The sequence below is a fragment of the Desulforhopalus glucosivorans genome, from assembly GCF_054397165.1.
Map to the genome: position 1 here is coordinate 4,435,246 of NZ_AP044854.1, position 15,838 is coordinate 4,451,083.

Annotated in this window: 14 protein-coding genes; 11 read left to right on the plus strand and 3 right to left on the minus strand. The window is 45.0% G+C overall.

The features are described 5' to 3' along the window. Positions 1-104 precede the first annotated feature (104 nt). The 8 genes from ACX6CI_RS18935 to ACX6CI_RS18970 all read left to right on the plus strand — a co-directional run bounded on the left by ACX6CI_RS18935 (position 105) and on the right by ACX6CI_RS18970 (position 8,166). Complete coding sequence (locus ACX6CI_RS18935; protein ID WP_458775225.1) at positions 105-1,685, plus strand: ABC transporter substrate-binding protein; 1,581 nt, start codon at positions 105-107, stop codon at positions 1,683-1,685. A 58-nt stretch (positions 1,686-1,743) separates the two neighbouring features. Then, complete coding sequence (locus ACX6CI_RS18940; RefSeq protein ID WP_458775226.1) at positions 1,744-2,835, plus strand: ABC transporter permease; 1,092 nt, start codon at positions 1,744-1,746, stop codon at positions 2,833-2,835. 6 nt (positions 2,836-2,841) lie between these two features. Beyond that, positions 2,842-3,774: a nickel transporter permease gene (gene nikC / locus ACX6CI_RS18945; RefSeq protein WP_458775227.1), complete on the plus strand. Its 933-nt coding sequence runs from the start codon at positions 2,842-2,844 to the stop codon at positions 3,772-3,774. 38 nt (positions 3,775-3,812) lie between these two features. Then, entirely contained in the window at positions 3,813-4,697 is an 885-nt protein-coding gene (locus ACX6CI_RS18950; RefSeq protein ID WP_458775228.1) for an ABC transporter ATP-binding protein, read from the plus strand. Beyond that, positions 4,684-5,460, plus strand: coding sequence for an ABC transporter ATP-binding protein (locus ACX6CI_RS18955; protein ID WP_458775229.1), 777 nt, complete (start codon positions 4,684-4,686; stop codon positions 5,458-5,460). The genes ACX6CI_RS18950 and ACX6CI_RS18955 overlap by 14 nt, the downstream gene beginning before the upstream one ends. A 29-nt stretch (positions 5,461-5,489) precedes the next feature. Beyond that, positions 5,490-6,269, plus strand: coding sequence for a C40 family peptidase (locus ACX6CI_RS18960; RefSeq protein WP_458775230.1), 780 nt, complete (start codon positions 5,490-5,492; stop codon positions 6,267-6,269). Positions 6,270-6,340: 71 nt separating this feature from the next. After that, a complete protein-coding gene (locus tag ACX6CI_RS18965; protein WP_458775231.1) occupies positions 6,341-7,372 on the plus strand; it encodes a dipeptidase in 1,032 nt (343 codons plus the stop codon). Positions 7,373-7,737: 365 nt separating this feature from the next. Then, positions 7,738-8,166 carry a hypothetical protein gene (locus tag ACX6CI_RS18970; RefSeq protein ID WP_458775232.1) on the plus strand — a complete coding sequence of 143 codons (429 nt, stop codon included), beginning with the start codon at positions 7,738-7,740 and terminating at the stop codon, positions 8,164-8,166. Positions 8,167-8,473: 307 nt separating this feature from the next. Here the strand turns inward: ACX6CI_RS18970 and ACX6CI_RS18975 are convergent, their stop codons facing one another. Together ACX6CI_RS18975 and ACX6CI_RS18980 are read right to left on the minus strand one after the other, a co-directional pair. Next, positions 8,474-8,971 (minus strand): ecotin family protein, encoded by a 498-nt coding sequence (locus ACX6CI_RS18975; RefSeq protein ID WP_458775233.1) that lies wholly within the window; start codon positions 8,969-8,971, stop codon positions 8,474-8,476. A 10-nt stretch (positions 8,972-8,981) separates the two neighbouring features. Beyond that, entirely contained in the window at positions 8,982-9,827 is an 846-nt protein-coding gene (locus ACX6CI_RS18980; RefSeq protein ID WP_458775234.1) for a DUF4405 domain-containing protein, read from the minus strand. A gap of 202 nt (positions 9,828-10,029) precedes the next feature. Between ACX6CI_RS18980 and ACX6CI_RS18985 the strand changes: the two genes are divergently transcribed. Continuing rightward, positions 10,030-10,740, plus strand: a complete 711-nt coding sequence (locus ACX6CI_RS18985) for a fumarylacetoacetate hydrolase family protein (RefSeq protein WP_458775235.1) — start codon at positions 10,030-10,032, stop codon at positions 10,738-10,740. 66 nt (positions 10,741-10,806) lie between these two features. Continuing rightward, a complete protein-coding gene (locus ACX6CI_RS18990) occupies positions 10,807-11,574 on the plus strand; it encodes a PHP domain-containing protein (RefSeq protein ID WP_458775236.1) in 768 nt (255 codons plus the stop codon). A gap of 76 nt (positions 11,575-11,650) precedes the next feature. Here the strand turns inward: ACX6CI_RS18990 and ACX6CI_RS18995 are convergent, their stop codons facing one another. Further along, complete coding sequence (locus ACX6CI_RS18995; protein WP_458775237.1) at positions 11,651-13,114, minus strand: MltF family protein; 1,464 nt, start codon at positions 13,112-13,114, stop codon at positions 11,651-11,653. A 385-nt stretch (positions 13,115-13,499) separates the two neighbouring features. Here ACX6CI_RS18995 and ACX6CI_RS19000 point away from each other — a divergent pair, with 385 nt between their 5' ends. Continuing rightward, positions 13,500-15,797, plus strand: a complete 2,298-nt coding sequence (locus tag ACX6CI_RS19000) for a response regulator (RefSeq protein WP_458775238.1) — start codon at positions 13,500-13,502, stop codon at positions 15,795-15,797. Positions 15,798-15,838 lie beyond the last annotated feature (41 nt).

Here is a 15,838-nt window from a genome sequence, read left to right on the forward strand (position 1 = left end):
GAACCAGTACAAATAGTAGTGAATGAAGAGCATCGGAAGACAGTGAGTGAACCTACGTAACACACACTGTCTTTACAAAGTTCAACATACTCTGGAGGAAACGTATGAAAAAACTGTTATCAGGTATATGTTGTCTTGTCTTTTTCTTTGTGGGTTTAGCCCAGGCGAGTACCCCAAAAGATTTTCTGGTCATGGGAACCAAGATTGATGACATCATCACCCTTGATCCAGCTGAAATATTTGAGTTTTCAGGTGCTGAATATGCTGCTAACGCCTATGACCGCCTCATTAACTACGATGTAGATGACGTCAGCAACATTTATGGAGGAGTTGCTGAAAGTTGGGATATCGCCGAAGACGGGATAACCTACACCTTCAAAATCCGTAAAAACATCACCTTCCCATCCGGAAATAAACTCACCGCAGATGATGTTATCTTCTCACTGCAGCGGGTAGTAAAACTTGATAAATCCCCAGCCTTTATTTTGACACAGTTCGGTTTTACTCCTGAGAATATTGACAAAACCATCATGAAGATGGACGATTACACGGTTAAACTGACCATCGACAAACCATACGCCCCTACATTCTTTCTCTACTGCCTCACAGCAACCCCCGGCTCTATAGTGGATATGAAAGAGGTTATGGCCCATGAGGTTGATGGTGATATTGGCTACAACTGGCTTAAAACCGCCTACGCTGGCTCCGGTCCATTTATGCTGAAATCCTGGAAACCTTCAGAGTCTTTGATTCTTGACCGTAACGACAGCTATTGGAATGGCCCTGCAAAACTCAAACGTGTTGTACTTCGCCACATAGCTGAATCGACAACCCAAAGACTACTCCTTGAAAAAGGGGATATTGATATCGCCCGCAATCTACAGTCCGATGACATCAAAGGACTAGCAAATAATAAGGATATTACAATTCGTAAAAAAGCAAAAGGTGCGGTGTATTATCTTGGTTTAAACCAGAAAAATAAATATCTGCAGATCCCACAGGTACGTCAGGCATTTAAATACCTGATCGACTATAAGGGAATGGAACAGACCATCTTAAGTGGTAAGGCAACCGTGCACCAGGCCTTCCTGCCAAAAGGTTTTCTTGGTGCCCTTGAGGACACTCCCTTTACTCTCAATGTAGAAAAAGCCAAGGAACTCCTGGCAGAAGTTGGCTTGGAAAAAGGGTTCAGCGTCACCATGGATACTCGCAACAATGAGCCTACAACCTCCATGGCCCTTGCCATCCAGGCGACCCTTGCAGAGGCAAATATCAAACTTGAAATTATCCCCGGTGAAGGAAAACAGACACTCACAAAATACCGCGCCAGAAACCACGATATCTATATCGGACGCTGGGGACCAGACTATATGGACCCCCACACCAATGCAGAAACCTTTGGTCGTAACCCCGACAATTCAGATGAAGGCAAAACCAAGACCCTTGCCTGGAGAAATGCCTGGGATATACCTGAACTGAGTAAACGAACAGAGGCCGCCGTCCTTGAAAAAGACACCAAGAAACGAGCTGATATGTACATTAAGCTGCAAAAGGAACTGCAGCAAATATCACCCTTTGTCATTATGTTTCAGGACATAGAGATCCTTGGAAAACGTGCCAATGTGAACGGCTTCGTACTTGGACCTAGTTTTGACAGCAATTTCTTTAAGGATACAACCAAGTAAAAATGTCGCGCTAAGCTGAAAACTTCAGCAAACATTCCGCACTACTAGGTAGTGCGGAATGTTTGCTGAAGTTCTTTCTCAACCTTCCTACCCGCTGGATACCTCATTTATGCTGGAGAGTATCACCCGAAGACGAATACAAAAAGCCCTGCCCCAGGCTGGCGGTTTACTTGTCATGGTGGCCGTAACCTTTGTTGGTCTTCTGCTCATCACCTTTCTTATTGGCAGGGTTGTGCCCATCGACCCGGTGCTAGCTGTTGTTGGCGATAAGGCGTCCCCTGCAGTATATGAAAAAGCCCGCCTTGCCATGGGCCTTGATCTACCGGTATGGAAACAGTTTATCATCTATGTACAAAAGGTGGTCCAGGGTGACTTAGGTGTCTCGGTACTCACCGCAAAACCTGTTCTCGATGATATATTCAGGGTCTTTCCAGCCACCTTCGAACTCGCTTTCATAGCGACTCTTATCGGTATCTTTATCGGTATACCCCTGGGAGTATTTTCTGCCGTCTATAGAGGAAGTTTTCTTGACCATGTAACAAGAGTTGTTGGCCTGCTTGGTTATTCCCTGCCCATCTTCTGGCTGGCTCTTATTGCTCTTATGATATTTTATGCCAAACTCGACCTGCTCCCAGGGCCTGGCCGTATAGATGTTTTTTACGAGGATATCGTGGACCCGGTAACCGGCTTCATGCTTATCGACTGTCTGCTGGCAAGAGAGTGGGATATCTTCAAAAATGCTTTTTCCCATCTCATCATGCCTGCAGCGCTTCTTGGTTACTACAGTATGGCCTATCTTTCCCGCATGACCAGATCCTTTATGATTGAGCAACTTCGTCAGGAATATATTCTTACAGCCAGGGTGAAAGGAGTGGCTGAGTGGAAGGTTATCTGGGGACACGCTCTTGGCAACTGCGGTATCCCACTCATTACTGTCATTGCTCTCAGTTTCGGTTCTCTTCTGGAAGGGTCTGTACTAACAGAGACCATATTTGCATGGCCGGGTCTGGGGCTTTATTTAACAAACTCACTATTGAATGCTGATATGAACGCAGTGCTCGGATCAACCATTGTGGTGGGAGTAATTTTCCTGAGTGTAAATCTTTTCTCTGATTTTTTGTATAAGATAGCGGACCCCCGTGCACGCTAATTAACCATGGACAATCAACTCATACACAACAGGCCTCAACGGCAAAACTGGCAAAACTGGCTCCTTTCAGACAGCCCCCATTCCGCTCTGCAGGCAAGCCTTGGCAGGCTGTATATAGGTCTTTTAGAATTTGTCAAAAACAGACTCGCTCTTCTGGGCTTTGTTATCATCCTGACCCTTATTTTTCTGGCAATTTTCGCCCCCCTAATTGCTCCATTTGATCCAATTAAAACTAGTCTCGTTGATAGACTGCAAGCTCCTTCGATTGCCCATTTTTTCGGTACAGATGAGATGGGCCGGGACATCTTTAGTCGTATTATCTGGGGCACCAGACTCACCCTTTACGTGATCGGCCTTGTGGCCATTATCGCAGCCCCGGTTGGGATTATTATCGGCACAATTTCAGGATATTTCGGAGGGTTTATTGATACCCTCCTCATGCGTGTAACAGATATCTTTCTCGCCTTCCCAAAACTCATACTGGCCCTTGCCTTTGTTGCAGCACTGGGCCCGGGCATAGAAAATGCCATCATTGCCATAGCCATTACCTCCTGGCCCCCATATGCACGGATTGCACGGGCTGAGACGATCACAATTCGTAACTCTGATTTTATCCGGGCTATACGCTTGCAAGGGGCAAGCTCGTTTAGAATTATCACAAAACATATTATGCCGCTTTGTCTCTCTTCACTCATTGTGCGGGTTACCCTTGATATGGCAGGAATCATCTTAACCGCCGCAGGACTTGGCTTTCTTGGACTTGGCGCCCAGCCGCCTTCCCCTGAGTGGGGGGCCATGACGTCTAGTGGACGCGCCTTTATCATTGATCACTGGTGGGTCATCACCATGCCGGGGACCGCTATTTTTATTGTAAGTCTCGCCTTTAACCTTTTTGGTGACGGGCTACGAGAAATACTTGACCCCAAAAGTGACAGTTAACAATCAATAGTTAACTCATAAACAGTTTAGGATAAAAAATGACCAGCCCACTGCTCTCTGTATCTAATCTCAACGTCTCCTTTCCATCTCCAAAAGGAGAGGTGCATGCAGTAGAGGGAGTGAGCTTTTCTCTTGGCCGGGAAAAAATAGGGATTGTGGGAGAGTCCGGCTCAGGCAAATCGGTTACAGGACGTGCAATACTCCGCCTCACCCCTCCCTACGCGAACGTTCAATGTGATGGGATACAGTTTAAGGGAAAAGATCTCCTCAGTCTCAGTGACAGAGAGATGCGTACTATTCGAGGCCAGGAAATTTCCATGGTCATGCAAGATCCTAAATATTCTCTTAATCCGGTTCGCACAGTAGGTCAGCAGATAGTGGAAGGATATAGGATTCACCGATCTGTTTCAAAACGCGAAGCCAAAGAGAGGGCCCTTGAAATGCTGGCTGCTGTGCAAATACGTAACCCAGGTCAAGCATTTAATCTCTTTCCCCATGAGGTATCCGGCGGCATGGGCCAAAGAATCATGATTGCCATGATGCTGATCCCGGAACCAAGCCTCTTAATAGCCGATGAACCCACCTCGGCACTTGATGTCACAGTACAACTCCAGGTACTTGCTATTCTTGATGACCTCGTCAGTAAAAGCGGCATGGGCCTTATTTTTATTTCCCACGACCTCGAACTCGTTGCCTCCTTTTGTGACCGGGTAATCATCATGTATGGCGGTAAAATCATGGAGATTGTCGAGGCAAAGGATTTGCATACGTCAAACCATCCATATACCAAAGGATTATTGGGTTGCCTGCCTAAGATTGATGGACAAGAGCCCAGACTTCCAACCCTTGACCGAGACAATGTATTACCTCAAGACAATGAGACTCATTCTGCCCAAGAAGGGGAACCCCATGCTGCAGATTGATTCTCTTGATCTTATCTTTGGACACGGCAAAACAAAGAACCATGCTGTGAACAATGTATCTTTTTCTGTAGAAAAGGGGGGCAGTTTTGGTCTTGTGGGCGAATCAGGTTCTGGTAAATCCACGGTTCTCAACTGTATATCAGGACTACTCAGCAAGTGGAACGGTTCCATTGTTGTTGACGGTACTCCGGTCCAGCCTAAACGGACTGTGGAATTTTATCGTAGGGTGCAGATGGTATTTCAAGACCCATACGCCTCTCTGCATCCACGCCACACCATTGACACAACCCTCAAAGAACCTTTAGCTATTCACAGATTCAGGGATGCAAATGATAGGGTCATGCAGGTTTTAGAGGAGGTGGGACTGGGGGCACAGTTTCGTTTCCGCTTCCCCCACCAGCTCTCAGGGGGCCAACGCCAGCGGGTAGCCATTGCACGGGCACTTATTGTAGAACCTGAGGTTCTTCTCCTTGACGAACCTACCTCCGCCCTTGATGTCTCCATTCAGGCAGAGGTACTCAACCTCCTTCATGATATACGTATGGAGCGAAAACTGACCTACCTACTTGTTAGTCACGATCTAGCCGTGGTCTCCCATATGTGCAACAACGTACTGGTTATGAACCGCGGACAGATGGTTGAAAATATAACGAAGGAACAACTCATGCATGGATCTCCCCAACACGCATATACCAAACAGCTTTTGCTGGCCAGTAAAGGTTATAACAGGGATGTCATTGATCAATTCCAGGACTACACTTAAGAAACAGAGATACCGCAAGGAGCCCTTCCATGATCACAACCGCAACCATTAATGTAGGAGTAAGCAGCCACTATCAGGAACCATCCTACGCAAGTGAGCTGACCACCCAGGGATTACTTGGAGAAGAGGTAAAGGTCATAGACCATCAGCCTCTCTTTTCCCAAATAATTCAAAATGATGGTTACACAAGCTGGATATCCACGGACCAACTCTCCTTCCTGCCCCAGAGTAGTCATCCCGCTTATATGGTTACATCGCATTTCATTGCGATTCACAAAGAAGCTTCACCAGGCTCAGATAAAATACGTGATGGTGTCATAGGCTCTACCTTGCATATAATCGATGCAACAGACGACTGGTTCAGAGTAGTGCTGCCCGATGGCCTCTGTGGGTGGGTCCTTCGTAAAGACCTTGGCAGTCAAAAAGAGTTTACAGCTGAAAATCTTACCAGGCAGGCAAGGGATTTTCTTGGTTACCAGTACACCTGGGGCGGTAAAAGCCCCAAAGGATTTGATTGCTCCGGGCTGGTGCAAACTATCTTCACCCTCTGTTCCTACCAGCTCCCTCGGAATTCAAGTCAGCAGCATGAACACCACTTTTTCTCAAACGACCACAGTGAGGCCAGGGCCGGGGACCTGTTCTTTTTTGGAAAGACTACAGACAGAGTGAGCCATGTAGGTCTTGCCACAGGAAATGGCAGATTTATTCACGCCAGCGGCTGGGTAAGAGAAAATAGTTTAAACATCAAAGATTCTGACTTCAGCCAGCATCACCTGGATACCTTCATCTCAGTTAACCGCTATAGCTGACGAATGAACATAGACCTCATACAGATAGTGCATCACATATTTTACCCGCAGCACCTTTAAGGAAATAAACCATGGACAGCTCTCTTCAACAGCAGGTGGATGACCTGCACCGTAAGGCATTCACCGTGGATGCCCACTTTGATCTTACCTATGAGGTTTCAAACAGACGTGAGAGGGGCCACCAGAAAGTCATTGAAACAGACTATCTGGACCAGTTCAAGGCTGGAAGTTTTGACCTGATTGTCTCTGCCATATTTATCCATGACTACTATCTCCCGGAAATGGGCCTTAGAAGGGCGCTTGACCAAATTAGCTGTCTCCATAAAGAAATTGAAGAATCTCCAGGTAAATTTTGCCTCTGTCGAACCGTCCTTGAAGCGGAACAGGCGAAAAAACGTGGTGAAGTTGCTATTTTTCTCTCCCTTGAAGGAGCAGAGCCGCTGCAAAACGATATACATCTGCTGCGTATCTTCTATGAACTCGGGGTACGTGGCCTTGGCCTTGTATGGAGCCGCCGTAACATGGTTGGAGATGGTGTTTTTTACAGTCCTCGGAAAAGTGGAGCACCCGGTGGCATCAGTCCCTTTGGTGTTCACCTCCTTGAAGAAGCGGAAAAACTTGGTATGTTCATAGATGTCAGTCACTTAAATGATACCGGCTTTGACGACGTTCTGGAGCTCTGCCAGTCTCCGGTTATCGCCTCACACTCTAACTGCAGGTCCCTCGCCTCCTCCCCACGTAACCTGACCGACTCCCAGATTGAAGCAATCGCCAGGAAAAACGGGGTAATCGGCATGAATTCCATCAATAAATTTATTCGTGATACTGTTGAGGGTGTTGCTGTACCCCAATTTGTGGACCACCTCGACCATGTTGTTAAGATCGCTGGTATTGATCATGTGGGTGTTGGTTTTGACCTATGTGACAGCTTCAGGGAATACCTGCATATTGAACAGGAACTCCCCAGTAAAGACATCATCGACAGTCATGCAGGCCTTGGCGAATTTACTGCGGAGTTGATCCGAAGAAATTACAGCGAAGATGGCATATTAAAGGTTCTTGGGGGTAACTTTTTAAGGGTATACAGGGCAACAGCGGGCTAACCTCAAGAGATTTTGTCACCCCTCACAACGTGTTTATTTTTATACGTTACATTCTTATCTTTTTCTCAACTGGAGTGTATTTGACAAAAACGCTTCAATGTGATAGGTATTTTTGTTTGTCGGCTATATAGCTAACCCCGATGAACGGGATAAGTGCCTCGAAGGTCTCACTACGTTCACTATCTGGTGATAAGACTAAACTTACGATTTCAAATTCAATTCCTGAATTTCTCGAAGTCTACGCTATCTGTTTTTATGACAGGATTTCAGCAGTAAGGCACTAAATTAGTGAACAATATTCAGTTACAGATACAGCCGCAATAATTCATTATCATTAATATTCCTACCGTGTAAAGGAGATGGCCATGGCAAAATCTGTAATTTTCAAGGTTATCAACAACAGAATGCAATTCAGATGTTCCGCGTGTAAGGCAAAGAGAAATGTAACTATCCCGGCGGACATTCGGACAAAATCAATCCGTTGCCATAAATGTGCAGAGCTCACACGCTGCATTTTTAACAGACGAGTACGGCCGAGAGAAAATCAGAGTGGTTCCATCATCCTCACCACCAGTGCAGGAAGAGAAGTGGAGGTAATGCTCAATGATCTCTCGACTGAGGGTCTTGGTTTTGACATTCCCGTTGGTTCAGCCAGAACATATAGAATCGGAATAGGAAATCAGGTTCGACTTCGCTGTGCCTGGAATCCTCGACTTATCCCGACAACAGCCTTTATTGTAAAAAATATTAAGGGCCAACGGGTCGGACTTAAAACGAAAAAACTGGTGGGTTAATCTTTTTTCTACCACACTCTATGGGGAAAGAGCTAAAGCACCATCTCCCCATAGATCTTGCTTACAAAACTTACCTTCTTTCTCCCTTAGCCCTTGCTCCTGCGCCAGCAGAACGTGATCTTGCATGGGACTGTCTCTGTACACTACCTGAGCGGGAATAACCGCTGCTCGACGACCTGGAAATTGCCTTGTAACATCTGCCTGAGACAACCATGTAATATTGCTGTTCTCTCACCTCCGGACAACACCTTTGCTGATAAATATAACGCCTACCAGAATCTTATAAAAAAACCCTAATATCTAACGGTTACTCTCCTTTCTTCGCTTCCTGTTCTTCACCGGCCGTCCAGATTCTATAACGGATATTCACCCCCTTAGGACCATAGATTACTAAGGGCAAACGGCTATTATAGCGAACCATGAGAGGCCTGCCGGAGACATAATTCTCTGACAACTCAGAACCTTCAGGAACAGCCATCATGGTGCTGAGGACATGATCTTTTCCACTCACCTTGTAATAGGTGTATCCCCACCCCTTAAGACTCACAGGTTCAAGACTCAACCCAAGTCTTACCTTGTTCACTCCATCTGTTTGAACAAGTTTACCGGGAATCAACTCCACCTTATAGTGTATCTCCTCACCCTGCCCTTGTTCCGCAAGCACTATTACATGACGTACCTCATCATCTTCTGCCGGCGGAAAGGCGTCCAGTGGGGATTGAGCCCCGGTGGAGACTGCTGCAATACCAAGAGTTAATCCAACACTCAACACCCCAATAACACCTGTATACATCATCTGATTCATTCTATATCCCCTACTCTTGTTTAATTTGTTCTACCACCCCTTGAAGCACCTCGAAAAGAGCATGGGGGTCACTGTTATTTGCTGTGGCAATCTCTTTGATACTTTGACTTACTTCTGCAACAATTCCATGCTCCCCAAGTGCCGCGACAATCTTTTCACTATCAAGCCCATAAGTGTCACAAATATCCTGGAGTTTTTGCCTGCCCATTCCGGGAAACGGTTGCGTGGGAAAAGAAGATTCTCCTATAGTCTCTGCAGGTTTTGCCTTTTGTGCCGCCAGCCACACCTCTTTTGGGGTGAGCTTGTTCAGTTTCGCAATCTCAAGTAAGCTTTGACCATTCTCTCCAAACTTCACCCCAGCATCGTTCAGCGCCTGCTCCACTCTAGCAAGGTCTAGCCCCGTTCTTTTAGAGAGTGTCTTTAAGGAAGACAATTCGGCGTGTCCATAGGGAGGTTCACCATATTTGTCAGCAGCAGCTTCTTTAAATGATGTTCCAAAATCGAGAATAGTTGATAAGGGAGGAATCCCCATCAAGGTTCCTCCAATAAAAAATATGGTGAGGAGCAGGCTGATGCTAAACTCCAGCGTAAATACTCTCAGTTCTCTGGCCTTATTTTTCAGATAGGACACGATGGCCTTCCAGTTCAGGTACAGGTGAAATAAGCCCGCAGTAAGAAAGAGCCAGCCCAGGTTGATATGGATATCACCCCACTGACTTTTGCTCAAGCCCAGCATTTTCCAGTCGGACCAGTAGGCAACTCTTCCCTCAGGTACTATGTATAATACAACAGAGGTAACAGACAGGGGGACCAGTGAAACAAGTAAGGTGAGTGAGAAAATTTTACGAAATTTCATTGTACTAATCCTTATGTATACGTATTAACTCACTAAAGAACATAACATCTTTCAATCCAAAGAATTGGCACTATTAGTATGTTATACAAGGGGTGCTTTGACAAAACAAATGACAATTAAAATAATTGAATATAAAACAAGTTACTGAGCAAACGATGACCTCCTCTTTTAAAAGATCCCAAAATTTCAGGAGAAACCAAATATGACAGTTCAACTTCCAATGAGTGATGGTAGTAGTTACACAGTAAAACCAACCAAGATCGTTGCCCTGGGCCTCAATTATGTTGAACACATAAAAGAGAGTCAGTCGGTTTGTACAACCAATATTGATGAGGCAATTCCCACAGAACCTTTGCTTTTTCCTAAGACACCCAATGTTCTTACAGGCCCGGGCCAACCTGTAATTATACCTTCATTTTTACAAGATTATAATTTTGATAACTGTAGAACAGACCATGAAGCAGAGCTTGCTATTATCATCAAAGACCGGATCAAAAACATACCAGCAGCAGAGGCAATGGACCATGTTCTTGGCTTTACCTGCTTTAACGATATCAGCCAGAGAAACCTGCAAAAAGGTGATAAATCAGGTTGGTTCAGAGGCAAGTCTCTTGATACATTTGGCCCCATAGGTCCTGTTATTGTGAGCCCGGACAAAATTGGTGATCCGCAAAACCTTAATATAGAATGCAGAGTTAACGGCAAGGTGATGCAGCAATCCAACACAAGACATATGATCTTCAAGCTTCCCGAAATAATCTCCTTTGTCTCGAAAATGTTCACCCTGGAGGAGGGAGACATCATCATCACAGGTACTCCAAGCGGTGTCAGCCCACTCCAGCCTGGCGATACCGTTGAGGTAGAAATTGAAAATATAGGGATTCTGAGCAATAGGGTTGAGGCTGAGAAATAATTCGTTCAGTTAACTGGTTACCGTTATCTCACGCCATGACTTAATTCACATATTTTAAGGTATACGATGCACATCGAAGTTGACAGTCACACCCACACCGTGGCAAGCGGCCATGCCTATAGTAGTCTTGCTGAAAATGTTTCTGCGGCGTCTATTAAGGGAATTCGCTTACTCGCCATAACAGACCATGGTCCACAGATGCCCGGTGCACCACATTTCTGGTTTTTTATGAATATGCGTGTCATACCCCGGGTAATGAACGGAGTTGGAATATTACGCGGGGTGGAGGCGAATATTCTTAATAGTAATGGTGAACTAGATATTGATGAAGACATCCACCAGCAAATGGACATTGTGCTTGGCAGCCTCCATGAACCCATCATCGCCCCCACAAAAAAAAGCATCCATACGGACGCTGTTATCAATGCCATGGCATCAGGGAAAATTGATGTGTTCGCCCACGGTGGTAACCCGGCTTTTCCTATTGATTATCTGGAAGTAGCAAAGGCTGCGGCCCAGTTTGGGGTTCTCATTGAGATTAACAACTCTTCATTTACCACTTCCAGGCAAGGTAGCAGGAAGAATTGCGGACAACTGGCTGAAGCCGTTGCCAAAGAAGACGGGTTACTAACCTTTGGAAGTGATGCACATATTGCACTCAATGTGGGGGGATTTATAGAATGTCTTGATTTAGTTACAACGCTTGGAATCTCTGAGCAAACAGTTATCAGCCGAAATGCAGCAGCCTTCCTTAACCATCTCAGCAAGAGACGTACCCAAGTTAATATGGATGATTACAGGGCTGTATTATACAAATCACCTTCTCCCCCGTAAACTCCTATCCACTGCTCAAAAACGGGACCTTCCAGCGAGGAAGATCCCGTGCAACGGGGTTAGAAATCAGAGAATATTACTTTTTTGCAGCTTCAACCTGATCGTGAAACTTCTCACTGAGCAGCTTATACGCAATATAGTATTTCATAATATTACTCACATATTGCACGGTTTCCCTGCCGATTCTTTTAGCGGCAACCACCTCTACATTATCAAACCAGACATTAGGATCCAGTCCCATTGTCTCGGCCTCTTTACGTAATTTGGCTACCCTGTTTGGTCCTGCATTATATGAGGCAAAGGTAAAAAAGGCCCGGTTCAGAGTATCCAAATCCTCTTCTGGTGGAAAATATCGATCTGCCATAAAACGGAGATATCTAGTACCCGCATGGATATTAGGTTCTATCTTATCAACATTTTTAATACCCACATTTTTATCCTTTGCTGTGGTTGGCAAAATTTGCATGACACCGACAGCTCCAGCCTTGCTTCTCAAACTTTGATCGAGTGTCGACTCCTGATAGGCGAGTGCTGCTAGCATCAGATAATCAAAGTCGTACTGCTCTCCATATTTTTTGAAAAAGTGAATACTGTTTTCAAATTTTTTCCGCTCAGCACCACTGGTTGCATTATTAATGTACTTTGCCGACTTCAAATACCGATTAATAATAACGTTACCGGTCAAAGTTCCTTCTTTATGATCTTTTGCAAATGCAGTCATAACTGCCTGGAGCTCCGGACTGTTTTTTCTGACAGCCCAAGCAATCTTACCGCCACTATGAATTTTTGCGTCCATATGCAGCTTGATGCCAGGTAGAACCTTTTCCCAAAGCTTTGCTTTATGGCTATCAACAATCACAGCCGGAATCAACCCTGCGCCAACCATCTCCATGAGATCTGAGTCTTCAAGGCGTTCTTCCGCTTCCACTATCTTTACCGGCTGCTTGTCAGAGGTTTTTAGCACCTCGTTAAACATCAGCAGGTTTTCATAATAACTGCTGGATTTACGCACATGAATTTCCATACCCGCTATATCATATGGCCGTTTAATAGTTTTCACACCCTTGCCTGTAACCAGGATTTCACTCACATCCTTTGCAAAAGGAGTACTGAAATCAACTATCTTCCTACGTTCATCGGTAATGGTCAGATTTCCCATGGCGATGTCACCCATACCATTTGCTATCCTCTCAAGTTGTTGAGAGCGAGGAGTTGGAACCAGCACCACCCGAACCTTTAAGTTTTTCGTCTTTTCCCGTTTATTAATGAATTTTTCAAAATTGATAGCGGTTTCGTACGTAATTCCTTTAGGTTGTGCACCATCAAAGAAAAAGAACGCCCGATTATAGGGAACCAGGACCCGTATTAATCGTCGTTCAACCATTTCTTTATAGTCACCGCTAAACGCTGCGTTACCCTCTCCTATTATATACTTCTCTGTATTACTATCAAATACAGCAAAAGAGCACTCCGGTAACATGAACCCCACCAGCAGAAGTCCAAATATTAGTCTTTTCACTCCTCTTTTTCTACCAACCATCCTCATATCCTATAATTTAATTAATGTTTTCCAGCATAAGGGTTCGTTTGCAAACTTTGGTCTTTAGTTAAGACCATACTTAACTAAAGCTTTAGCGTGTTGCCAAGTCTAAAGAAAAGAAATTGAAAAAGTTTGCTCACAAACTTCATATCCGGATTTTTTTTTGATATGATTATTAAGTGCTCGGGGGGGCCAGGGAAGGGAGTATCATAGTGTTTATAGTGCAAGACCAATTAACTATCCCCGATGAACGGGATAAGTACCTCAAAGGTCTCACTATACTCACTATCTGGTGATAAGACTAAACTTGCGATTTCAAATTCAATTCCTGAGTCTCTTGTTTTTTATAACAGGCTTTCAGGAGTAAGGCGCTAACGAGAATTGTATGATTACTTCCCGAAACGGTAGTACCGACACACCACAAATTCCTGTCCTGGACCTCATTGGTGAACTTGCCAACTGCCACTCTTCTGTACAAACGACTGAACAACTCGCTGCTTTTCTTCGAAAGGACATTTTCCCCAAACTAGGCGATTTTTCAGTTGAGATCTATCTAAAAATTGAGGGTGCAGATATATTTAGTCCCCCTGGAAATGGAACAAGTACAACTCATATAAATAGCGAGCAAGTCCCGCGATATATTCCCCATAACGATGCATCTGTTACTCAACTAGAAAAAAGTAAGGTTTCACTTCAGCTGAGTAACAGTTGTAATAAATCAGATATTCTCAGGTCAACGTCCCATTCAACCCAGTTGCTTGTTCCTATCTTTAACGATACCCAGTTAATTGCTATTTTGTACATAGCTACATCAAACATCTCCTCTTTTTCCAAGGAATACTGCAAGGCCATCGAGACACTCAGCAAAATTATCGGTGCCCGGCTCAAAAGTATGGGAACAATATTACAACTGCAGCAATCCATTGCTGAGGTTGAGTATTCAGAACGACTGAGAACAGCACTCCACGAGATCAGTGAAGAAGCGCAAAAATCAACTGATATCAACTGTTTATATGTGAAACTCCACCAACTTGTCGCGAAAATAATCCACGCGCCTAATTTTTTCATCGCACTCAATAAAAACAAGGCTGATGGCAGGTACATACACTTTCCCTATTTTGCCGATGATAATGACCCGGAATTTCAGGGAGCTGCATTTAAGGTCAATGCCGCTCCATTAAGCCTTACCAGCTTCTTACTACAGTCACAGGATGTACTGCTGCTCACCCCTGGCAACTTTGATGAAGTGTGCCATAATAACGGTATTGTCCCCCGGGGAACCCGTCCTACCAGCTGGCTGGGTGCGCCCTTCTACCTGGAAGAGATCTCTGGCGTTGTGGCCGTACAGAGCTATGACGACACCATTTACAGCGAAAACGACAAGGAACTCATGTCATTTGTCGCCCGACAGGTTGGTGCTGCACTCAGCAGAAAACTTGCGGTGGATGAGTTAAAAAAGGCAAAGGAGTCGGCGGAAAACGCAGAAAAAAACAAATCCATGTTTCTTGCCAACATGAGTCACGAGATCCGCACCCCCATGAACGGTATTATCGGCCTTACCGATCTGCTCTTAACCACAAAAATCAACGACCAGCAAAGAACATACCTGGATATGGTGAACAGTTCTGCCAATCGGTTACTCAAACTTATTAACGATATTCTCGATTTTTCAAAAATTGATGCAGGAAAACTCGAGTTAGAGCCAGCCCCTTTCAGCCTGCGTAATATTCTGGCCAGTGGTCTTGAAATTTTGGCCATTAGTGCCGCTGAAAAAAATATCAACCTCAGGGTTGACTGTGACCCTCGAATTCCTGACTCGCTGATTGGAGATGAGTATAAACTCAGCCAGGTACTCATCAATCTTGTGGGCAACGGCATTAAATTCACCCAGGCAGGGGAGGTTGCAATTTCGGTACAGCAGCATACCCCCATTGCTGATAACACCATAGAGCTCGATTTTCTTATTAAAGATACCGGAATTGGTATTCCTAAAAATAAAATTTCTCAGGTCTTTCAAGCTTTTAGTCAACTGGGAACGACACGGGACTCCAGTAACCGTGGAACCGGTCTGGGCCTTGTTATTGCGGCGGAACTTGTTGAGATAATGGGGGGTAAGATATTTATTGAGAGTCAGCAGGGAACCGGTACCTCCTTTCTCTTTAGTCTTCGTTTTCCACTCGATACCCAGAAAGAGCTTGTGGCACCATATGCAAGCACTGGAGTTATAAACCAACAGACAAGAGGAGTACTTAACAGACGACTCAATATTCTTCTTGTGGAAGATGAATATATTAACATGACTCTTGCTGTAACAATACTAGAGCGTGAAGGTTGGCGTGTTACAACCGCAGAAAACGGACTTGAGGCCATACAGCTCCACGAGGAAGAACAGTTTGACCTGATATTGATGGATATCCAGATGCCCCACCTTAACGGTTATGAAGCCACCAGGAAAATCCGTCAAGGTGAGAAGGAGGGCAGCCATATCCCCATCATTGCCATGACAGCCTATGCCATAAACGGTGATAAAGAAAAATGTTTAGCAGCTGGAATGGATGGTTATGTATCTAAGCCCATTCGCCCGGAAAAACTGAACTTTGAAATTGAAAAGGTGCTCGAACAACACCTGACCGAGTCCCCACTGCACGCAAGCGCGCAACTTCAGACTCCCGCCTCAAGTTGATCGTTCTCCCCCGCCTAACCTCTAAGGCGGGGGAGAATATC